The organism is Fimbriimonadaceae bacterium (genome assembly GCA_019638775.1).
Lineage (GTDB): Bacteria > Armatimonadota > Fimbriimonadia > Fimbriimonadales > Fimbriimonadaceae > JAHBTD01.
Map to the genome: position 1 here is coordinate 15,925 of JAHBTD010000007.1, position 22,617 is coordinate 38,541.

The window sequence follows — 22,617 nt, forward strand, 5'->3', positions numbered from 1 at the left end:
TCCTTTATCCCTGAGACCGTCGCTCGCCCAACATTCCTCGGTTACGCAACAACACCAGCAAGCGCTCCCGTAGATCCGCATTCGTCATGAGACCGGCTCCGAGCGGCTTTAAGAAGTTCTCCTCAGGAATTGCCAAATAAATCATGGGCACCATATGCACGCCCACATTCTCCGCCATGCCATTGTTAGTGGCGGGCTGCGGGTACTCCGGCAATCCCACCCCGTCCAGCGACACAGGTTTCACCGTCAGTCCGTAGGTATCGGCAAAGACCTTTAATACCTTGGACTGTTCTTGACAAAACGGGCAGGTCGAGGTGAAGAAGAAGAACAGTCCGACCCGGTCGGCTGTGCCCGCCAGAAGCTGCTCTTCGGTGTTCCGCTTGATCTCGGCTTCGACGCTATGCCCATAGGTGGACGTGGGGTGTTGCGACGCATAGTCGAGTTTGGGGTCCGTGTACATGGCGATCTGCCATGCATCGGTGAAGCGTTGCGAGCGGTCATACGCTTCCTTTTGCACTTTGATGTAAATCGTCACATTCTCGACCGAAGGATGATCCAACGCGCGTTCCTTCTTGGCCGACACCAGTTCACGCAATACCGTCATCGGAAGGGCGTTCAACTTCACGCCCTCGACCGAAAGCCCCTTAAACAGAGTTCGGTACTTCGACGGGTCCAGCCAAGCCTCTGGTGGTAAGCTATCCATCGTAACGGGGACAGGACTCTCTTCTGCGTCCTCCTCTGCCTCGGCTGACGGGTCCTGATAAGAGAACCACCCCTGCCTGGGATGGTCGATAAAAGTCTGAGACCCAGGAGGCTCAGCGGCCAGCACAGCACTGCTCACCACTCCCACCGAGCAGAAGGTCACGCAATACCAAGCTAGAGCATGCAGCAGTTTTGTCGTTTCCATAGCAGCCACACAAAATCCTCTCCAACGGCTGGCACGATTTTCCCGAGCCCCCACATCATGAGTGTCCGTCCTAGAGGCTGACAGCACGGGGGAGGGAGTCCTGTGTTTGGAATCGGCCAGAGTAATTGAAACTTGTACTGGCTTTTCACAATGAGTGCGGTCGGGATGTCCTCACACAGCAGCGGACCATTAGCGGAGGTCCAAAACTCTGTTCCCGCGCGGGCCAGTTTCGCTAACAATCGCGTCATCGACAGCGCGGCAGGTTTGAGGTCCCCATCCGCTCCTGAGACATGCCCAGTCGGCGGATACATGAATCCAAAGCTCCCGGCGCACCAGAACAGCGGATCAATTGGGAAACCGACTGCTGCAGCTACCGAATCGGCCGCGCAGGCCGCGAGTGCCACCGGATTGGCCAGGACCAATGCCTCCGGAAAGAGAATGAGTGAAATCAGGTCGTCGTCCCACAAGGGATCAATCTCGGAGGCATAGGCCAAATCGATTTCGTCTGCGATCCCGGTAGGATTCAGACACAGAATGTCCATTCCGATACCAACGATGGCCCATAGGGGAAAAACGAAATAATGCACATGAAAAAAGGCATAATTTAGCTCGGAGTCCATCTGTGTCGTAGCCATGCCACGCCCGATGTAACTGAACCCCCCGGCCAAAGACACACCGAGCGTCGGAAAGCACAGTGGATCGTGGACCGCCTCGACAAGATTCTTCGGCTCCCAGATGCCCAGAGGTAGCCCAGGAATGCAGATCGGACCAAGACACACACACCCACACAACTGCGGCGGAAACGGGGCGTGTCCAGGACCGATGGCCGGTTCGGTAAAATCTTCTCCCAGGTTAAACACCGTGACCCCGCTGAGAGAAATGGGAAACATGCACTCCCAACACGTCGTAGCGAGACTATTCGCCAACACATTGGTCCCTGTCGTGCACACCGCCTCTGCGGAGCCCGACGGCCACAGAGTCGCCACGCTGATCAGGACACAACTCAGGCAGACCAGCAGCAGCATATGCTGTATCCGTCTTTTCGAGGGCTTATTCATGAATCGCCACCTCCTCCACCCGCAGATGCCGACCTAGCTGAGAGACGATACTGGGTACCGCACCGACCCCCATGCGACTGACAAGCAGAGGATTCGCCCAATAGACCCGCTGATGAAGTTGCTCCATCACTTTCTGCACGTCGCCGTCAGAGATGATCAGCTTCACAAACTTCGGATCATGCTCTTTTAAATACTGCTGCACCCAACCTACCTGCGAGGAACTGGTGCCATCGAAAAACACCAGAGTTCGAATCCACCGTACCTTGTCGAAGGGATTAATTTTGGTGCCGGACTTGATCAACACCGTGTTCGTCGTGGGGTCCTTAATATCCTCGGGGTACTCGACCGTTGGATCAACGAGCACGACCCTCGCTTCTTCGGCATGCGGAAGGGCCAACCCTGGGCCCTTTGCGAACTGACGTTTGAGGGCGTCGCCAGACCGCCGTTGAATATCCGGCCAGTCCGCCTTCGCCAACCGCTCCTTCATCACATCGATCATGTCCCGCTCCGCGATGTCGGCTCCACGTGCGTCGCCCTGCACCTTCACACTCCGCCCAATGGTCGGAACCTGTGGCGGAGCTTCTTCCGTCGGCCCCCCCTGAAGAAACCCTCGGTGCCGGCGCTCGAACCATTCGATCCATGGCGTCACACCGGCCTGTTCCTTCGACAACAACGTCAGGAGATGCGCGACCGAGGCTCCTCCGCTCGCTATTAGGAATTTATCGTCTTTCACAAACACCAGGGCCGGAACTTCTGCCGCACCAACCGTCCGGTAAATGACTGGATCAATCCCGATTCCAACCAGCAGTGAGTCATCTGGATGATCCCCGGTGAAGAACAGATGCTTGATCCGCTCCTGTGTAACCTTGAACGAATCCTGCACCAGTCCACGCAAGAGCACCTTGGCGCCAAGTAATTTCGCCTCTCGCAGGTAGTCTTTGAAGGTGTCGTTCGGTAACGAGAAGGAGAGTAGAAGGTAGACGCCGTCGCGGCGCACTTCTTTTGGTGACTCCTGAGGACGCCCATGCCGCAACGCTTGGCGCGAGTACCTTGCGATGTCCTGCGCCATCTCCTCAGGAGATGGGATACTTGGACGTACTGCTGATTGCGAGTTTCCCGCGAAAACAGAAGACCCGATGCTCAGAAGGGAGAGCCCTGCGACCGCTACCACACAGACAATACCGCTCGATACGTTCACGGTACCTCCATTTCAGAATGTCTGTATGGAGTATTACCGACCTAGCTAGATGAGTGGTGTCACCGTGCCGAGAATATCCGCCTTCCGAATTAGGCCATAGTATCGAGAGTCGAACGACCGCGGGTGTGGCAGCGCCACATAGTATTCCCCTTCCGGAATCACCTCCGGAAGTGACGCTAAATCGATCCGTTGCCCGTAACGATCGATCCCAAATCCACGCCCCACGGATTGCCCGTTGATATAGACCTCGTCCTCTTTGATCACGATATGGTCACCCGGCACTCCAACGATTCGTTTCATCCACCGATTCCCCACGTCCGCATAGTCACGGTGTAAATGGCCTGGCTGCACGCGTTCCACGTAGTCCCGCCGCATGATGAACGCCACGAGATCCCCTCGTCCTACGGGCTGCCCCTTTTGAATGAGGAAAAAGTTATGGTGCGGCCAACTCCCGCTCATGCGAGCGGCGACCTCATACCAAGGGGCGATAACGCCGGCAGTAACAATCGCACCACAGAACAACATCAACCCCACATGCGTCCAGCGATGCCGATCAAGCCAGTCGAGGATTGTCGGCGCCCGCTTGAGCACGTTCAGCAGCGATAATGCATTGAATAGCTTCATCGATGGAGAGCTCCTTTGGTCCTTCTTTTCTCACGCGATCAATCATCGACAGTTCATCCGGATTCGTCGTAAACAACAGCTGTGTCTCACGCGGCACGGTTAGCCTGCAAATGCCTCTCCCAAATGGGGTGATCATAAAAATCTCAGAGTACTCCGTGGTCTTTGTGACGGATGACAGGAGTCGGTATTCCATTTCCGACAATACAATGCGCCCATTGTTCCTAAACGCCGCGATGCTTTCGGTCTTTTGCTTGAGCAGTCCCACAAATTCCGCATTTTCAAGCAAATAGCGCCCAACATCCCGCATCTTGTCGTAGTAGTCGTTGATGCCCTGCGTGATGGTGATCATTGAGCCACCGGACTTCCGGACCCGGCGCGCGCCTGTTTCAAAAAACGCAGCGGTATTGCCTCCCTGAGACAACAAATCCCACGCCTCATCTAGAATGACGAATTTCCGCCGACCACGGTTCTCCTTTTTGTACATTACCGCCTGGATATTCATCTGCATCTGCAGGAGAATAACTGACCGTAACTGCTTCTGTTCATTCAATCCGTCGAGTTCAAGCACCACAAAGTCATTTTCAAAATTGACGTTGTTCGCCCCGTTAAAGAGATGGGAATACATACCCCCCTTCGCATAGGAAGCCAGCACACGCGCGAGATCTCTGGCTCGAGGATCAGTCATGCTCTTCAACACCTTGTGTACCGAATCCGGACATCCCTCACATCCCTCTCCTTCGAGTACCCGCATGATCGCCTCTTCGATGAACGAGAGCTCGACATCGGAGAGAGGGCGCGAAGGTGACGCCATTTGCGCGTGCAACGCTTTGAGGGTCGCCAGTTCATCGGCTCGGTCACTTGGATCGTCAACCCCGCCGGCATTACTCCCCCAATGCACAAGTTTGCTGAACGGATTAAAACAAAGGCGTTGAGCGTTTGCGCCGTACTGGATGTATTGCCCCTTGAGCAACTCCACAAGTTTGACGTAGCTGAAGCCAGCATCGATGACCCACACCTGACCACCAATACCCAAGTAGCTCTTGATCCAATTGTTCATAAAGAACGATTTACCCGCCCCCGATGTCGCTGCGATCGCCATGTTGTAATTCGTCTGTTGATTGGCGAACACATCCATGGTGATCAATTGACCTGAACGAGACGTCAGCAGCACCACTGGAGCTCCTCCCCCCTTCCAGTCAGCCACAATGGGGCAAATATGCGCCGGGACCTCGGTATGGTAAGTCTTCATTCGTCGCAGACCATCAATGAGCGCTTTGTCATCCGACGGCAGTCCGAGGGGTAGACCCGTCATAAGGATTTTCCATCCAATGAAGTGATCTTCCTGCAAGTTGATATCCTTCGCCCGATAGAGAGCCCGAAGGGCGCCTGTCTGCTCCTCCACATGTCGCGGTGTATCCCCATACAGAACGACCTGGAAATAGGACCCTATGAGCTGTCTGCCATTTTCAAGTTGCGCTTGGACGCCATTGAAATGATCCAATTTGAACTTGAGGGAGGGAATGAGCCCCAGAAGAAACCCACTGGCCTGCTGATTAATAATGACGTGCTTCTTTCGTAACTTGCCTTTCGCTTTGACCTGATCAAATTTCAACACATTCAGCGTCAGAAAAAATGGACAGGTAATTTGATCGGTGAACCGGATCAAGCTCCCAATCAACTCGCGATTGTTCCCGCCATGCCACTGCACAGGCCAGGACTGAACAGTCAGCGTCTTGAGAAACTTTCCGTCCAGTTCAATCATCTTGGTGCGAAGCGTCGCCTTCGTATCGAGACGGACCGCCTGATCTCGTATCGGCAGTTGGTCGCTGTACGCCGGCGGCCGACTCTCCCAGCTGTGGCCCGGATTGAGCAACACATGCAAGAGACTCAATAATTGCAGCGGTCCTACGCGCTCGGGCAATAATCCCAACGTGTTCAATTGCCCCTCAATGCCCGACACCGCTTGATGAATCCGCTCGTCTTCCCATCCTTGCGCCGTCGATTCCTGCGTTGGGAACGCCACGGATACATACACCGTGAAATCTCGTGGGCGCAGAGGTGGGTTAGACGTCAGTTGTGTATCTCTGGCATGCAGATAGAACTCTGCGGTCTTTCTCGCATCAGCTACATAACGTTCCCCTGCCTGACCTCGTTGCGCCAGAATCACGTGATTGTCCAGATATGGCTCGATAATGGGGGACGCATGAAGCATGAATTGAAACGTGGTTCCAATTGGCAGGTCCGACTCGAAGAGATTCGTCAGCTTCTGAATAGACTCTTCCGACAATCCCAGTAGGGGCTTGCTAGAAAACACCACACCGATGCGCCCATCATCCAATCGATAGACCTGATTGGTGTCATCCCAAGCCTCATAGGGCAGCCAGTCACTGATGGCTGTCCGATCGACCAGCTGCTTTACCTTCCACTCAAGGATCGTTGACATATTCGCTCCTCTGGGTTCCTTCCACTACTGGGGTGGCAGCGGCCCATCATCGGTCAGATAATTGGACGCCCCGGTCTGAGGGAGCTGAGGAAATCCCTGCGGCATGATGCCACCCGAGCCAAGAGGGTTCACGGACATCGGCGCCGAACGTTGTCCAACTTCAGGAACATTCTCCGTCATGGCGTTCGCCGCCGCATTCCCACTGGGTGTTCTCTTTCCGTCTCGTTTCTCGACCATCCGCCCCATTCTCGGATACAGATCCTTTCCATGACCCGAACTCGACCCAGCACTCACCCCCTGCGCCATGTGTCCGAAAATAAAATCTGGTTCGTCGACAATGAGATAGTGCCGCGACTGATCATGGAGGCGCTTTTTCGTATCCTTCCATGGAAATACCGTCACACGAAGAGCCGACACCGGCGTAATCACCGGCTTGCCTATGGCGCTGTCCGTCTTGCCGCTGAAGATCATCGGAGGAGTGACCTGACCAGGGCCAGAGCTTGAGCTGGTGTCTTGTCCAACGCCCTTTTGGTCTTTCGTGTACTGCGTCACCTTCTGCCCAGCAGAGAACCGCTTCTCGTAGGCTTCCGAGACGGACTCACACGTCGCTTGATCCGGATACCCCTTACAACTGAAATTAGACTCATAGCCCCCACAGCCCGCCAGAAGGACAGACAGGCCCATAGCTACCCCAGATCCCAAGCCGTACCATGATCCGCCTCGTGTGATGTAGCGCCTGATATACCCAGACATCATGTCGCATGCCTCCTCCAGAATCCGCCCACTCGACTTCTCTACTTCTGCTGGGCCTCTATCTGCAGTAAAGCCAATACTTCACTGGCAGGACGATAGCCGGCAAACGATTGCCCATTTGGCAAAAATACCATTGGGGTGGAGTTCACTCCCAAACGCTTCCCCAATTTGATGTTTTCGTCGATCGGATGACTGCAAGCCCCTACCTCACCCATTACCGGTTTTGACATCAGCGCGCGCCCCAGCGCCTCGGCTTGATCGGGAGCACACCAAATGGCGACAGACTTGCGATAGGCATCCGGATGCGTCCGTACCAGTGGATACAGAACCACGGCCACCGGAACACCTGCCTCAACAAGCTTCTGCACCTCCGGATGAAACTGCTGACAGAACCGACAGTCTGGATCGTCAAAGACCAGCACCGGACGCTCCAACTTCGATTGCATGGGAGACAACAGAATGGTTTTCGAGGTATCCATTCCGGCCAAGAGCGCCTGCTGACGGTCTCTCACATACTCTTGCGTAACATTTCGGCCCATTTGAATATCGAAGAGTGCCCCGGAGAGCACGTACCGCCCAGACTCATGCACGTACATATAGTTTTCCACCCGGTCACTGTCGCTCTCCACCAAGAGCCATCCAGGAATTTCCGTCTTGGACACTCGCAACACTTTCATGCCAGGAAACTTTTGCTCGATCACCGTTTTGATAGGCCTCACGGCATCATCCGTTTCGGCTCTCAGGATCGACTCTCCCGCAACCGACACACACACGGCACACACCAGCCCCGCGATTATCTGCTGATAGGATCGTCTCATCGCCATCATGCCCCCTTTCACACTACGAATTACTGGAAGAACCCCTCTAACTCACGTCCTGTCCCAACGATGAAATCCACTTCCCGTTGCGCGTCGATTTCAATCACCGGGAAAATGGAGGCAGCCATCATGCTGTAGTGGCGAGCCAACAATTCAGCCGCCCGACCGGCACCACCGGCCATTCCCGACATCGCCACAGGCCCGGCCGGCGGTAAGTTGAAGGCTTGGCTCGGGCTTTGTGCGACGAAAAATCCGGACTGGTAGGGCATAAAGGCTCGGGAGATGCCTGACACAAAACCAGCGAGCAGCGTGCGACCCAACAATGCCCCCTCTTTCAAGACAACCCGCCCACGCATTCCCTGTTTGCCATCTTCCCCACTCACAAACCCTTTCAATTCGATATCTACCGCTTCCCCATTCTTCTTCACGCACGACAAGGCATTGCCACGAATCATCACGCGTTCCGAGGACAAATCTCCCAAGCCTTCTCCCACTAGGAAACAGTCCTTCGCATCAATCCTCGCCTCATTCGGGAGCTTCATGATGTCACGCACCATCATCAGCACCGGGTAGGGACTGTTTGCGGAGGCGCCCCCACCCTGCGCCCCCGTCGAACGGGCCGGTGCATCCATGCCAGAAAGCAATTTGACGGGAATAATCGTCCCCGTATTCAGCCACAATTTCTTCTCGTTCTTTTTGGCGCCAGGCACTATCTCTGGCCGAAATACCTGAAACCCCTCGGTCAACCCGCCCCCGGCCCCAGGGGCCGGTAGCGTCCCGCCTGCCGGTTTCGGGGTGCTTTGCACCGGAATGGGGCCTTTCGGAACCGGCATGGCCGAGACAGGCGTCGCACTTCCTCCACCCACGGGAGTGGCACTGAGCGGAGGCGGCAGCGGCGGCAACGCGCCACTCTTCGTCCCGGCTGAGACCACGCCACCAGACCGCGCCACTGACTCAATCCGCTTCTGCAGGTCACTCAACTGAGTCTTAATCTCGGTCTTGTCTCGTCCGTCCTGCTCCAACAATCTCCGCATTTGATCCCGCTGCTGCTCCAACGCTTCGATCCTGGCCCCGGCGTCTTTCATATAAATTTCTTTGTCGGTTTCCTCGCGATTGATCGACACGGTCTTGGCTGGAGACTTCCCACGGACAATCCCCGGTTGATTCCCTCGGAATTGCTGAAGCACCATGCTCAGCACGATGAACCCACCCACCAGAACCACTCCCGCGAGCAGTTTGGATGGAGCGGGTTTCTCTGGACGAATCGGGTCGCCAGGGTTGAGAATCGCGCTCTCCGTCGGTTTAATCGATGCCATCCTAGGTCTCCGGTCTGAGGTTAGCTTTTTGCGTCTGGATCCACTTTCGGCTCGGGCTTGGGTTTGGGCGGTTCAGGCGGTGCGTCATCCAGCAGGTACACCACCACTTCTTCCCCTGACTCGACCACCTCGCGATTTAAGGCGATTGCTTTTTGAACCCCGGTCAGGAATTCTTGTTCCCGCAGTGTGTACTTGTGTCCCGCGGTATTCACCAATCGATACACAATCACCCGGTACTTCGGCCCTCGATACTCGATTCCCTGCACCACCTTCAGCTCAAGCCACTTCGGATACCGTTCTTCGGCAATCGACGTCTGCCGATACCCTTTCGGTAACGCTCCCCGCGCAGCCATCTGCAAAGTCTCGAGTAGCCCATCCACATAGTCAGCGGCTTGGCGAGCAGGATCCGTGTCATAGACCACAGTCCCCACGCGCCTATCTTCAATACTAATGGTCTGCGCGCCTAACGACACGCTCACCCCGACCTCAAAGACGTAGGTTTGCTCGCCGGCCATCACGACCAGATCAGCGGGGCCAGTCTTCACCTGGACAATCAAGTTGCGCCCTTCCGGCTTCGCTTTGAGATCCGCCCTAGAGCTCGTCGCCATGGTAATCGGGGCAGGAAAGGTCAGGACGTTCAAATCTCTTCCAGACAATGTGAGGGACGTCGCACCCTCATCACCAACCACCACCGCAGCTCCTACCGACTTGGCCCAAGACAGAAACAACAGCAGGCCAAGGACGCACATCGCCATCGCCCGGTGCTTCGAGTCTCGATACACGCTGGATGTCATACGTCTCCCCCTACCCCTTTGCCGGATCTGATTGACTATCCTGCCGTGAACGATCTAAATGAACCGCAGAGAGCCCAACCACCCACGGCCTGCCCTGATCCCACCGCATCGAGATACGGTACTCCCGCTCTTCTTCCCGTATCTCGCTCTTTCCCACAAATCGGCGCTCAATGCCCTCGAACACGGCCACGTCCCCGTCCACACGACTAGCCGTCACAAAAAACACACGACTGAGATTGTTGGTCTTCACGTACACGGCCTCCGCCCCGAGAGACTCTGACATAAGCCCATAGTGGCTTGACGGTACCCACTGCAGAAGCTGCCGATGGTGAAACTCAACAGAGGCCGGCGTGACATTGGCAATCCAGGGCAACATGGCCATGGCAATGGACTTTTTGTAATACTCGTCGCCGCCCATTGCGTTCGCCCAATATTCCTGCGTCGGATTGATCGGCACCACATGAACCGCGACGTTCTGCCGAAAAAATCCGTTCGCCACCAACGCCACCGCTAATACTGTTGCCAGGGCGGCGAACACCAGATTCAAGACCTGGGCGTTATGCAATTTTGATTTCCACAGCTCGATTGTCATCGTCGTTACTCCATCATCTCTCGGGTTGTTCCGTGAGGTGATCCCGTCAGCTGAAACGTGGGCACACCAGACCAATAGGCCCAATGGAAGAGGAATCCTTCTGATTTCCCGTTCTTCATTTTCGACAAAATCAACGTGCTCACGATCCCCACCACTATCAGGTAGGTCAGGAACTTCGTCACAATGCCGAGAAAGATGCACACAAAGAGCACGGCCAACTCATCAATCTCCCACCAAAATATCTGGGGCAGGCTATCGAGATATCGTGGAATAAATGTGCCGTTCATCTGTCCCTCTTCTGCTTCATTGTGACGGCGGGGCCATGATCTGTCCCGCCGTCACGACACCATGCCTGTACCGCCCGCTTACATCAGTCCCGTGGTAATGGTCGGAATGATGTTGGGGATATAGAAGGCTGCTGCCGCCACACCGAATCCGGTGAACATGCCGGCCCACCGGCCCGCCATCGCCGATCCCAACCCGATCGCCCCCGCCACCAGGGCTAACAACGTCCCCAGCGACCCCTGCATATAGTTGGTCAACAACGTGACCAGCGGACCAAACGTCGCATCCGCACCTGCGAACGCGGGCACGGCCAGAACCACAAACGAGGCAAGCACCATGAGCCCCAACAAGAGACTCATTCGCCACATTTCTCCGGTCACTCTCTTCAAGACGTTGCCCATACTCCAGCCCCTCCTCTGGCTCGTCGCTCACTGTTTACAAGACGTGTGGTTGCCAAACCGAATGAGCGCCCTTAGTTCATTCCAGCATAGCCATGCTCCTCCTCAGCCTCTCCTTATGGTTTTACTGAGTCGCCTGTGACACCAGTGGACACAACAGATGTTACTGGAGGTATTTGGGATCGCTCCTCAACCGATGAGGGATCTCCACACCTACCTCGCAGCAGCATCGTGATCTCCACGCGTCGACTGTCTGCATGATTCGGCATAAAGCAGCAGCCTCCGCGGCCGACCACTTCCACCTGAGTCGAGACCTTCAAGCCAGCCTGCAATGCTTTCGCCACCGCGTGCGCCCGAGCCGTCCCAAGTTCTTCGTTTGTCTCCCGAGACCCCGTCGGATCGGTGTATCCCTCCACCCGCAGATAGAAGACCTCCTCTGTGGACAGTTCCGTTAAGTCTCGTTGCGCACGCTCCGGTACAGCAGCCGAACCCATGGCAAACAAAACGGTTCGATGCCGCACCTCAGGATCGCGACGACAGGCGGACGGGGACGTCCTTCCTGTGAAACCAGGAGGTGCTGGTTTGTCCACGCTGCTCACCGCAGCGCGAGACATGTCACCTTGACGGCCTGCCAGCGCACCCGCAGAAAACGTCGGCAATGTCTGGAGCCGATGCATCACCGCCTTAATCGGTTTCGGTGTGAGATCCGCCACCAACGGTTTGTTTGGGACCTGCGTCAGGGGTGTTGGCTCTGGGCATCCAGCGGGACGAGACAGAAGCCATTGCGGACCAGATTGGACGGAAACCACCGTAGTCGGGAAGGTGTAGCCTTGCCCGCAGAGTCGCGTTGCCTCGGACATTGTTGGCGACGCAGCAGGTCGCGTCGTACAGCCCCCGACGGTCAGCAGTCCCATACAAACGAGACCGGCCCATGGCATGTAAGTCGTCCGTCCCCCTGTCATACTCCCCCCTTTCACCACGGCTTCCGAGTCGCCAGGTTCATCTTTGGTATTACCGACTGCCACGGTGTATCGAACGGAAACAGGGGTTGCCGGATATCGGAAGGGACGTCGTCGACGCGACGACGGAACCAAGAAAAGACGCCAGCGGGTTAAGAAGCGATCAGATTAACAGTAGCCACCCACCCACCCCAGGCCCGGAAGGTCCCGTCGGGACATTGCTGGAATAAACGCGCGCACTGAAGACACTGATGAAGGTACCTATCCATGAATTCGTCACCATCGTGTGAACGATACCCAAACAACTCTCCGTTACAACGAGGACACGGTTTCAACAAATTTGCATACAGTCCCATTGTTTGCTCTCCTCGCTTCACTACAAGACACTCGTATTATTATCTGGGATAACTGCATGCATCACCGGTGCATGGATCAGCGTGCCGAGGGTCGCCATTCTGGAGGCAATCCTCGCGATTGCCTCCTGCGACTCACGCAGCGCCTCCAATTCGACGCCTCGCTGCTGAGCTTTTCCTTCCAGTGCCTCGCACAACACATCAAGCCGCCGCACAATGGTTCTGACGGCCATCTCTTGAAATTCTGCGGATTGCGTACAGGCCCCCACGAACCCTTCGGCTTCGAGATCCGTCGATCTTTCCTTGCCACCTTCCTGCTGCCGCGTACGATGAGCCTGCACACGCGCCTCGATACGCAAGACCGCACTCTCGAAGCCCCGTAATTCAGAGTCGTTGGAATACGTCACCTGTTCGGCATTCCAGGCACTATCCATAGTCAAGGCCGGCAGACAGAATCGGACGAGATAACTATAGGAAAGGGGAAAGCTCAATTGGGCGCGCAGGGCTTCAATCCGCTCCCACTGCCCTCCGAAGGCGTTGTAGATCCTCGCGGACTCGTACAGCATGTGTGGACGAATACACTTCCCGACCGCTGCGGACATACGTTCTGCCATCTTCACGACGACAGCATCCCCATGCTGGCTCCGTTCCAGGGCTTCAACCACTATACCGCCAAGCCGAAAGCGTTCACGGATCAACTCTCCCGCCACATACGTGATGGACCTCGCACACTGTTCAGCCCGTTGCACCAACGATTCCTGCCAATCAGCCGCGTACTCCAGCATCAGCCCTCCTACTGCGCTAGAAGGCATAGATCACTCCCACTGACCCACGAAACGCCGCTTGCCCAACAGATCCGAGGAAATCACGGGAGGCACTCAACGAGAACAACCAGTGTTTGTCCAACGCCAAGACATACCCCAGCTCCGGACTAGCGACTTGCTTCTTGGAATTGAGCGGGTCTTCTTGGAATCGCAAGCCACCCACAATCGCAGAAGATTCATCCAGGGCTTTTACAAATCCCAAGTTCACAAGAATAATGCTCGAACGATGCGGGACCCAATGGCCTGGCTGAAATGACGGCACGACCTCATATCCCAGATTCCCATGGAGCCACCACCGATTCCCAAGATTCCAGGACGTGACCAACGCCCCGCGCAAGCCAGGATTCGTTCGGTCTCCCGCATAGGGCACCTCACCCAATACGCGCACGCTAATCGATGGCAGCAGCTCTCGTTCTTCGGCCTGTTTCCGGAACCGCGCTAAAATTCCCAACTGGATCGACCTAGGATCGTCCATCGTCCCAGGATTGAGCGGACCTCGGAGCGACGTCCCACTGACCGTCAATTCCATATTTTCTGTGGCGCCATAGCGAATATCGTGAGTTGCCCGGAAGCGCCCACTCTCAGAGCCCGAATCATTCCGCGTGATGTCGGGCCGGATCGCCGACTGGATCACCACTTGATCTGTGGGCACCGGGTAGGCGTCATCGAGAGACGTAGGGTAGCCCGGACTGATATTTGCCGGGGAGAGTGCCATCACCACGTTGCCCCCCAGGCATACGAGCCCCAGGGCCCCCGCAACCGCCAGTAACCACTTCCTGCCTCCACGCATTAGTCCCAAGCTCCTTATAGGAATTGCACAACATAGAAGGTTGTTACCCTCGTATTACCGAAGGACCAAGGACAGGAAAGGCAGGAGATTTTGGATTGAGTAGACGTCAGGGGCAGAGGAGAGAAGATGTCAGTGTCACGCCCCCTGACAGGTCCCTAATGGCCCATTCCAGGGACCATGAGCCAGGCACAATTCGCAAGGAGAGCCGTGGATCAGCGCGATCCATTGGTCGTGTGATCCGGTAATTCCTGTATGAGTCTGCACCTCAGCCCAGCAGGCAGCTCAATACCCCGTTGAAGCTTTTCACAGAGCGTGCGGACATGATCGTGCTCACTTCTCAGAGGCATCACTAGCAGTTCGTCATGAAGCGCATACAAGCCTACAAATTTGAATTGATGCCAGATGGCCAGCAGCAGAACCACATGCGTCGCTTCGCTGGTTCGTGTCGATTCGTATTTAATAGGGCTTTGGCGCTGCAGAAAGAGCGCTATGAGCAACGCGAAAAGAATTTGGGCTACGCCGGCTTGTGCAAGCTACTCACCGAATGGCGCAACAGCCAGGAAACGGCATGGCTGGCCGATGCACCGGTGCACCCCTTGCAGCAATCGCTCAAGAATTTGGAGCGAGCCTATGCCAATTTTTTTTCCCAGCGTGCAGCCTGTCCACGTTTCAAGAAGAAGGGCCAGAGTGAGAGGTTCCGCTATCCGGATACTAAACAGATCAAGCTGGAGCAAGGTAATAGCCGCCTATTTCTCCCAAAACTTGGCTGGCTACGATATCGCAACAGCCGCGAAGTACTCGGCACGGTCAAGAACGTCACCGTGAGCCAGTTGTGCGGAAAATGGTTTGTCTCCATCCAGACAGAGCGAGAGGTTGAGCCGCCCCTCCCCAATGGCGACGCAGTCGGTATCGACATGGGAATCGCACGGTTCGCAACATTCTCTAATGGCAGCTATTTGGCCCCACTGAACAGCTTCACACAGCACGAAACTCGCCTGCGCAAAGCGCAGCGAGCGATGAGTCGCAAAACCAGATTCAGCAACAACTGGAAGAAGGCGAAAGCCCGCATTCAGCGCATCCATGCCCGCATCGGCAATGTCCGCCGTGACTACTTGCACAAAGCCACGACCGCGATCAGCCACAACCACGCTCTCGTAATCGTCGAGGATTTGCAGGTAAGAAACATGTCCGCGTCAGCGGGAGCCAGCCTCGAAGCACCGGGTAGACGCGTTCGGGCTAAGTCAGGCCTGAACAAACGCATTCTCGACCAGGGCTGGTTCGAATTCCGCCGCCAGTTGCAGTGTAAGCTGGCGTGGAATGGTGGATGGCTGCTCGCTGTGCCACCACGGAACACCAGCCGAAGCTGCCCAGACTGCGGCCACGTCTCAAGGCACAACCGACAGACTCAGGCGGAATTCAGGTGCGTCGAATGCGGGTTCGAGGGCCACGCCGATGTGGTCGGGGCGATTAATATATTAAGGGCGGGACACGCCCAGTTAGCCTGTGGAGAGGATGTCAGTCACGCCACACCTGCAAAGGTGAAACGTGCAGCCTCTGCGAAGCAGGAACCCACCGAAGCGACTCTGGCGCGGTTCGATCACTCGCCTGAGCGCCGTAAGAATCTCCGGTCTTCAGGCCGGGGAGGATGTCAAAATCCCAAATCGTTCGCACATATGCCAGACCGCATCCTGCATCCCCGGGAGATCCCGTGTGATAAGATCGCCCGGCACATACTCCACAATCGCATAACACTCCCCCTGGATCGGTAGGTACGGCTGCATCCCCTTTAGCTGAGTCCTAAACTCCCGTTCCACATTCGTCAGCCACCGCATGAAGCGCTTCGTTGGATACCGGCGAATCCGGCCATCGACAAGCAACAGCCCCATCTGATTCTTCCCCGACGGACTCGTATCGTGATATTCCAATGTCAGAATACGGTCCAGGCTCCGTGTCGCCATGGGCTTTACCACTGTGGCTCCGAAAGCACGCAAGGTCATAGGCCTCCGTTGCTGTGAACCTCGACATTGACCGGGCCTCATGCACCAGCCCCCACGCTAATACACCATACAGACTGTCGCCTCACGTCCACGTGTTCTGCCAACATATTGCATGCGCTCCTCGACTGCAAAGGCCCCACATTCCCGCTCTGGAATGATAAACACCACGCACTGGTAGCGACTCCCCTGCGCTTTATGCACGGTAATGCAATAGCTTAACTGCAACTCATCCGCCCTGAGTGCTACCTCGCGCCCAGAGTCCAGGCGCAACGCTATCGTGTCACCCATTCCCCCAAGCACCCGCCCTTGCTCACCATTGACTGCTCGCTGACCGCCATCGTATCGAGTCTTCGTGACAATGACGCGATCGCCCGTTCGAAACCCACCGTGACATGGCAGTCCGTCCGGATTCACAATCTCCTGCAGCAATCGGTTCAACCGATCCACACCAAGGCCTCCTGCGTACACAGGGGACAACGCCTGCCACTCGACCCCAGTGTCTTGATAGCCACACACCACTTTCCGCAACTGATGCAGCAAAAGCGCCTCGGATGCGAAGCGAATCACCTGGACCTTGACCAGCAACGACCCCCTGGATCCTTCTTCGCCCAAGTGCACCACAGGCAAGACGGTCAACAGCTCCGCCATCACAGGAGTCGCTCCCACCGGGGCTAGTTGCTGCGGATCGCCGATCAACACGATTTGCCCGCGACAGCTCAACAACAATCGATACAGGATATGCCAGGTCAGCATGCCAGCCTCATCGACCAAGACCAAGTCGGCACCCACACTCGACACCGAATAGCCGCCGCCTCCATACCCCAGCAACTTGTGCAACGTCGTGGCGTCTTCCCCGAGGAGGGTCGCCGCTTTCCCGGTCATCGCCGTGGCCGCCACAGTCCCTCCTCGCTCACGCACCTGAGCACTGAGAGACCTCGCTAGCTCAGTCTTTCCACTTCCAGCCCCACCGGTAACCACCGTATACCGAAAGCGCAACGCCCTGGCTTGCACGCTGGGACTCGCGTTACCTGAGTCCTGCTGATTCGCTCGAATCATGGCCAGGGCTTTCTTCCGCACAAAATACACCCCTGGGGAAAACCACAAGCCCTGCTCGCATTTCCCCGCACGTCCTGCCTGCAGTGTGATTGACGACGCTACCCGATCCGCAGGCAGTCCAATCAGCTCTGCGCACCGTGCCACAAGATGAACGTCAGAAAGCCCTCCGATCCCTTCTTCATCGGCTTGTGCAAGGGCCTCCATCACTGCGGCCTTATAGTGTTCGTCACTATACAAGTCGTGCCCCAACACCTGTGCGGCCGCCACCGCAGCCTGAAATGGGAGGCCTCGACGTCGATATAGTAGAAACGGATCTGCAGCGATGGCCTGCACTGATCGTAGCGTTCCCTTGACGAGTTTGCGCGCCACGGCTTTCCAGCCTGCACAACACAGCCATTCCACCAGCGGGCCCAACAATTGAAACACCTTCACGACCTGACGTGGGGGCGAACGACGCAAGTCGAGCACCCCCAACAACTCCGATGAGCTCGCGCAGGCTTCGAATCGTCGTGATCGTATCCTGGACACCATCAGAAAAGGATCGGGCCCATTGGCTATCACTCGCCCCCAGCACTCTCCCACCTCTCCGACCGAAGGGACTGGCAGTCCGTCCGGAATAAACGCCCGATGCTTACGAGCTATTTCGATCCAATCGCCAGACCCACGGCGCGCACGGGTCCGACTCGTGATCACCCCAACCACCTTAGGCATTTCCTCAGGACTGCCCGCCATCTCGTCTGAGACAACCTCCCCTTGCACGCGCACTTCTAAGGATCCAGAGCAGACCATGCTTCTCCCTCCCCATGCTTCAGCCATCACGCACTCATCTCTGCAACTCTGTGACATACCGTTTTGGTTCCAAAACGGTATGTCACAGCTCGTTCACTTCAGCGAACCGCACGACCTTCCGGTCGATCGACGCGCTGCACGAACTCACCCGGAGGCCCTATGCTCGCTGAACTCATTCATCCACTCGCTCTCATGGAACATCAGGAATGGGAGTACCGGCCTCGTCCCTCGAATGCCGGTCCAGACCACTGCATCCGCAAACTCACGTACCATGCCCGGCATGCTCCCGCAAAAAGTCCAAGCGGTCGATTCCTCGTTGTCCTCGACGACAGTACTTGGCACGAAGAACTGGTGTTAAACTGGATTGCTAAGAGCACGTTTCATCTCCACAGCCAGCAGCTTGAACTGACCTGCGCGACCACGACCTTCCAGGGTCAGCCCTTCCCAATTAAAGGCCACATTGACGGCGTCATCACGGACCTCTTGGGAATTGATCGCCTTCTAGAGTTAAAGGCTGTCGAACACTTCACCTTCACTCGCTATGCAGAAGGAAATTACCCGACTAACTATCTCGTACAAGTGGTCTTCTATCTGGTTGGTTTGGCCGCACTGAATCCTCATATCGACGAAGCTCTCCTCCTCATCAAAAACAAGAACCAAAGCGCATTCCTTGAATATCGAGTCCGCTACGACCGGGAAAACGACCGCCTGACGGTCCTGGAAATCACCCACAGTACAGGCACACGCGTATACCCCCACCAAGACTTCGTGGGCTTGTATCAAGAGGCACTCCGACGCTTTGAAGAGGTGGAACAGTACCGTGATCAGGACGCGTTGCCCCCACGCCCGTACCCCAATGACGACAACTTCCATTGCGCCTACTGTCCGTATCAGTTTTGCTGGGAAGGGGTTGACCAGGTCCCCATTGAGGGAATCGCGGAACTTCGTACTGGGCTGGTGCCGGCCGTGGAGGAGTATCTCAACCTACAAACTGAGCTTGCAGCGCTCACTCCGAAACAAAAGCGACTGGACGCCCTAAAGCAGCAATTCAAGTTGGAATTGCGCACCGAGGGGATCACGCGCGCGGAGGGGCATGGCTACTACATCGCGTCATCACCCTATGAACAGAGCAAATTGGATCAAACCAAACTCTCTAAAGCCACTATTGAACGCGCGACCGTGAAGGAAACTTACAGCCGTTTCTCAGCAGGCCGACTGTCCAAAGTCGTCGACGCAACCAAACCGAAACGCCGGTCCCCTCTCAAAAAGCCTAAACCGACGACTCAAATCGCGTAACTGTATTCATCAGCTGATTATCATGACTAGGAGGCATCATGTCCGACGCAGACAAACCCACGTTCATTCCCATGAACCGCATTAACGGCATTTCTAACCGACGCCGCATGCCTATCATCGGCAAGATCCGTCTCGGCGTAAAAGTGAGCGGCCCCAGCGGGTTCTACCCCAAGGAAACGCCTCATTTCGTGGTCCCAGAAGAAGTAGCCAAGGTCTTCGGGGCGCAACCCAAGGAGTTGGAGGTGATGTTCGTCTCCAACGATCCCACGGTCAACTGCCCGCAAGCTCTCCGCTGGTATGGAGAATCCGCCGGACTACAATGCATTGGGAACAATCAGGTGGCTCGTCGCCTGAATCAAGACACCTGGAAAACTGAATCGCGATCTTGTCCATGCGAGAAACTCGAGTCCGGAGAATGCGGACCACGCGCAAATCTCATCTTCATGATCCCGAAAGTCAGCAGCGGCGGCCTGTTTCAGATCGATTCCAGTAGTATCAACTCGATGGAGAAGATTAACTCCTATTTCGATTTCCTCGCGCTCACCCTCGGACGTATTGCCATGATCCCGCTGAAACTCCGTCGCGTGCCCGTCACTAGACGCCGCGAAGGACGCCCGACCACTCATTATCCGCTCGAATTGCGCTATGAAGGCTCAGCGGACGAGACGACCAGGCACCAACAGGAAACGGAGACGGTCCTGAGAAAGATCAAGATGTTGGAAATTCAGGAGCCGATTGAAATCAACCCGGTTCTGGATCCAGGCGCACACGTCGTCATGGAAGAGGAGTTAGAAGAAGATCCCAGCCCCATACCAGCAGAGTCCGTGGGAGAGCCCGGGCCTGAGACGCACAATTCGGCGATCCCACCGATGTCCACGCCCGAGACAGCCGCCGCGAAAGCGCCGGAGGCCACTCACCCACCAGCAGGTCCGCCCATCTCACTGGCCCAGACCAACTACCTGCTTCGGCTAACCAAGGACTTGCCACTCACAGAGGATGAGGTCCGCGTGAAAGTCCGCGCACTCACACAGCGCGAAGCGTCGGGACTCATCAAGAAACTCCTCGCTGAAGACTTTTCTTTCTTCACACCGAGCCCGAACGCTCCTCCGGCCACGCCTGTGAACACAGGGTCAGCAGCCGATACCATGACCGATCCTCAGTTTAAGAAAATCATGGGCCTCGTCCTCTCGATGGGTATCTCAGAGCCGCACGTGAAAAGTCTCACCGCTGGGTACACCAAACGACAAGCCTCGACGCTCATTGACCAGCTCGTTGGTGGAGATTTTTCCGCATTCCAGGAGATCAAAGAGGAAGAATTGCCAGTCCTTACAACTCCGAAACCAACTCCAGTGGAAGAACGGGTAGGATTCTAAACTCTTTGAAGATATCTCCTCATACCACTGTCCGAACAGTGAAACACCGCTCCAGCAAAGTAGCGTGGCGGTTTTACCGATTCAGTATTGGTTCAGTCCCATGCAGGTGACCTGCCCCGATGTGTTGAACGACGTTTCGCGGGCTTATTGAACTGCCTTCTTGCCGAGCTCCCGTGCTCCCACTTTTTGCGGCTTCCCAAGCTAATTCCTTGCATTGGTCCGGCCAATACCAACAGGCAAAGGCGCCAACTGCAACAGCAGCGAGTCCTAACGTTTCATCCGGAGTAATGTTTGTGTCGGATTGGTTTCTTGCAGAAGATTGCGCTGCCAACGATTCTCTCGTCTGTGCTGGGGGAGACGATTGTTTGAAGGCCACTTGGTTTTTTGGATCGAAAGCATATCTTGCCAAATCTGGGAAGGACACTTTGTTTTCCAATGCGATGGAGTAGATCCTACGAAAGGACTCTACAGTTTCCTGTGGAAAGGTACACCCCTTCGCTTGGCGCACCCAGTCTGCGTGTGAATCGGTTTGAGGATATTCTCTGGTCCACTCCCAGATATAAACATTAACCTTCTCTTTAGTCGTACCGCACTCAATAGGAACTGTGAACTTCACTCCGTGCTTAGGAGGAAAGTCCGCACGAGCCTGATTGTATGCAGCCGTTTGCATCACATTCTTAGCTCCCATTTGAACAAGGGTGTCATACAACCCGAAAGAAGTCCATTGGTATGGCAGCCACGCTTCTTCACTATCCGAGGGGGCAGAGAATGCGAGCCGATATGCTAAAAGAGCATACTTTGCAGCTTGTTGAATGTCTTCAGCCGTAGCAGCTCTGTCGTTCAGCAAGTACGCTAAACGAGAAGCTGATAAAAATCGATTTTTGCTGGCAGCTATCGTGAGGTGATTGACAACTTCGCTAGAATCCAAAGGGACAACTTTTTTGTCTAAGATTGCTAACCCAACTTTTTCAGCAGCTTCCGGATCCCCTGCATTGGCTAGGGACCGCCAATACATGGCAGCTCGCTCTAGATTTGGAGCTGCTAGCCCTTCGCCCTTTTCCAAAATGTCAGCAGCATTTCGCTTGGCAATATCAACGCCGCCCTGTGCAGCAAATTCATACCAAACGAGGGCTGCCTTATTGTCTGGCTTAGCACCTGAATATCCACGAGATAAAAGTGTACCGACATTATTAGCAGCTAAGAGTGACCCGAGATCAGACGCCTTTTTATAGGTCTCAATTGCCAAGGACTCTCGCTTCCCTGCGTTGAGCGCCCGGCCGTACTGATATAGAATTCTTGCATTGTTAGGTTGAGTCTTAACTGCAGCCTCGCACGCAGGGATAGCTTTCTCAAAATCGATGGTTTCGTACCTGACACCAGAAATCTCTATAGGTTTGGTGGAGTCAAACACTGAAGCCGCTAGACGATCACATTCGCTTATGGCTTGAGCAGTTTGCGCCACAGAAAGCTGAGGAGGAAGAAGGATAAGTCCTCCCATGATCGCCCACACTATCCTGCCGTACGAATTCTTGCGCATGCCGACACCTTTCGTTGTGAACGCGGATCAGGCCTGATGATAACGTCTGCCAAGAATTGATTGAGCTATCGTGGCGGCTACGTATACCTGATTATTTATTTTTTTCTAGCGGAGATACCGAGAGGAGAGTGGCGCAACGCTGAAGGTCAAAACTTATCTCCGGGAGAACACCCCAAGAACACTTCACCCGAAGACCGAGAGCCGGTGAACCTGTAACTCGTTGAAATTTAGCCTCGCCCCACAATTCAGTTTGATAAAAAAGCGGGGCCATAAATGGCTGGCTTTAGCCAACACGCGGGGGAGCCTGGAGTAACCAACGGACGGAACGCTGCCGTCCTTGAGAGTCCGCAGCGCGGAATAGGTTACTCATGAGGCGCAGACTGCGGTATACCATCTGAAACTGAAAGACTTCCGGACGCCTCCCCAAAGCGCAACAATTCTTCCTGCGTTTCTGGGC

General features: G+C 55.5%; 20 protein-coding genes. 3 read left to right on the forward strand and 17 right to left on the reverse strand.

Annotation, left to right across the window (positions count from 1 at the left end; genetic code table 11):
• Window positions 1-4: 4 nt before the first annotated feature.
• The 15 genes from KF784_16225 to KF784_16295 all read right to left on the reverse strand — a co-directional run bounded on the left by KF784_16225 (window position 5) and on the right by KF784_16295 (window position 14,112).
• On the reverse strand, window positions 5-907 hold the full coding sequence (locus KF784_16225) for a conjugal transfer protein TraF (GenBank protein ID MBX3120606.1): 903 nt from the start codon (window positions 905-907) through the stop codon (window positions 5-7).
• The gene (locus tag KF784_16230; protein ID MBX3120607.1) at window positions 877-1,965 is read right to left on the reverse strand and encodes a TraU family protein; all 1,089 of its coding nucleotides are present in this window, start codon (window positions 1,963-1,965) and stop codon (window positions 877-879) included. Before KF784_16230 ends, KF784_16225 begins: the two co-directional genes overlap by 31 nt.
• On the reverse strand, window positions 1,958-3,034 hold the full coding sequence (locus KF784_16235) for a hypothetical protein (GenBank protein ID MBX3120608.1): 1,077 nt from the start codon (window positions 3,032-3,034) through the stop codon (window positions 1,958-1,960). Before KF784_16235 ends, KF784_16230 begins: the two co-directional genes overlap by 8 nt.
• A 174-nt stretch (window positions 3,035-3,208) precedes the next feature.
• The gene (gene lepB, locus KF784_16240; GenBank protein MBX3120609.1) at window positions 3,209-3,787 is read right to left on the reverse strand and encodes a signal peptidase I; all 579 of its coding nucleotides are present in this window, start codon (window positions 3,785-3,787) and stop codon (window positions 3,209-3,211) included.
• Window positions 3,717-6,230, reverse strand: coding sequence for a type IV secretion system protein TraC (traC, locus tag KF784_16245; GenBank protein ID MBX3120610.1), 2,514 nt, complete (start codon window positions 6,228-6,230; stop codon window positions 3,717-3,719). The genes lepB and traC overlap by 71 nt, the downstream gene beginning before the upstream one ends.
• A 24-nt stretch (window positions 6,231-6,254) precedes the next feature.
• Complete coding sequence (locus KF784_16250; GenBank protein ID MBX3120611.1) at window positions 6,255-6,986, reverse strand: TraV family lipoprotein; 732 nt, start codon at window positions 6,984-6,986, stop codon at window positions 6,255-6,257.
• 38 nt (window positions 6,987-7,024) lie between these two features.
• Window positions 7,025-7,801, reverse strand: coding sequence for a DsbC family protein (locus KF784_16255; protein MBX3120612.1), 777 nt, complete (start codon window positions 7,799-7,801; stop codon window positions 7,025-7,027).
• A 29-nt stretch (window positions 7,802-7,830) separates the two neighbouring features.
• Window positions 7,831-9,117 (reverse strand): hypothetical protein, encoded by a 1,287-nt coding sequence (locus KF784_16260; GenBank protein MBX3120613.1) that lies wholly within the window; start codon window positions 9,115-9,117, stop codon window positions 7,831-7,833.
• Between the two features lie 20 nt (window positions 9,118-9,137).
• Window positions 9,138-9,911, reverse strand: a complete 774-nt coding sequence (locus KF784_16265) for a type-F conjugative transfer system secretin TraK (GenBank protein MBX3120614.1) — start codon at window positions 9,909-9,911, stop codon at window positions 9,138-9,140.
• A gap of 10 nt (window positions 9,912-9,921) precedes the next feature.
• Complete coding sequence (locus KF784_16270) at window positions 9,922-10,503, reverse strand: hypothetical protein (protein ID MBX3120615.1); 582 nt, start codon at window positions 10,501-10,503, stop codon at window positions 9,922-9,924.
• A gap of 5 nt (window positions 10,504-10,508) precedes the next feature.
• Window positions 10,509-10,790, reverse strand: a complete 282-nt coding sequence (gene traL / locus KF784_16275) for a type IV conjugative transfer system protein TraL (protein MBX3120616.1) — start codon at window positions 10,788-10,790, stop codon at window positions 10,509-10,511.
• A 78-nt stretch (window positions 10,791-10,868) separates the two neighbouring features.
• Entirely contained in the window at window positions 10,869-11,147 is a 279-nt protein-coding gene (locus KF784_16280) for a hypothetical protein (GenBank protein ID MBX3120617.1), read from the reverse strand.
• Window positions 11,148-11,302: 155 nt separating this feature from the next.
• Entirely contained in the window at window positions 11,303-12,148 is an 846-nt protein-coding gene (locus KF784_16285; protein MBX3120618.1) for an OmpA family protein, read from the reverse strand.
• Between the two features lie 373 nt (window positions 12,149-12,521).
• A complete protein-coding gene (locus KF784_16290) occupies window positions 12,522-13,310 on the reverse strand; it encodes a hypothetical protein (protein MBX3120619.1) in 789 nt (262 codons plus the stop codon).
• The gene (locus tag KF784_16295) at window positions 13,300-14,112 is read right to left on the reverse strand and encodes a hypothetical protein (GenBank protein ID MBX3120620.1); all 813 of its coding nucleotides are present in this window, start codon (window positions 14,110-14,112) and stop codon (window positions 13,300-13,302) included. Before KF784_16295 ends, KF784_16290 begins: the two co-directional genes overlap by 11 nt.
• Before the next feature lie 362 nt (window positions 14,113-14,474).
• On the opposite strand from KF784_16295, the gene KF784_16300 reads away from it, so the two are divergent.
• Window positions 14,475-15,881: a transposase gene (locus tag KF784_16300; GenBank protein MBX3120621.1), complete on the forward strand. Its 1,407-nt coding sequence runs from the start codon at window positions 14,475-14,477 to the stop codon at window positions 15,879-15,881.
• 285 nt (window positions 15,882-16,166) lie between these two features.
• Here the strand turns inward: KF784_16300 and KF784_16305 are convergent, their stop codons facing one another.
• Entirely contained in the window at window positions 16,167-17,981 is a 1,815-nt protein-coding gene (locus KF784_16305; GenBank protein MBX3120622.1) for an AAA family ATPase, read from the reverse strand.
• A 132-nt stretch (window positions 17,982-18,113) separates the two neighbouring features.
• On the opposite strand from KF784_16305, the gene KF784_16310 reads away from it, so the two are divergent.
• Window positions 18,114-19,250 carry a PD-(D/E)XK nuclease family protein gene (locus KF784_16310; protein MBX3120623.1) on the forward strand — a complete coding sequence of 379 codons (1,137 nt, stop codon included), beginning with the start codon at window positions 18,114-18,116 and terminating at the stop codon, window positions 19,248-19,250.
• A gap of 38 nt (window positions 19,251-19,288) precedes the next feature.
• Entirely contained in the window at window positions 19,289-20,623 is a 1,335-nt protein-coding gene (locus tag KF784_16315; protein ID MBX3120624.1) for a hypothetical protein, read from the forward strand.
• A gap of 73 nt (window positions 20,624-20,696) precedes the next feature.
• Here the strand turns inward: KF784_16315 and KF784_16320 are convergent, their stop codons facing one another.
• Window positions 20,697-22,160 carry a DUF2610 domain-containing protein gene (locus KF784_16320; GenBank protein MBX3120625.1) on the reverse strand — a complete coding sequence of 488 codons (1,464 nt, stop codon included), beginning with the start codon at window positions 22,158-22,160 and terminating at the stop codon, window positions 20,697-20,699.
• Window positions 22,161-22,617 lie beyond the last annotated feature (457 nt).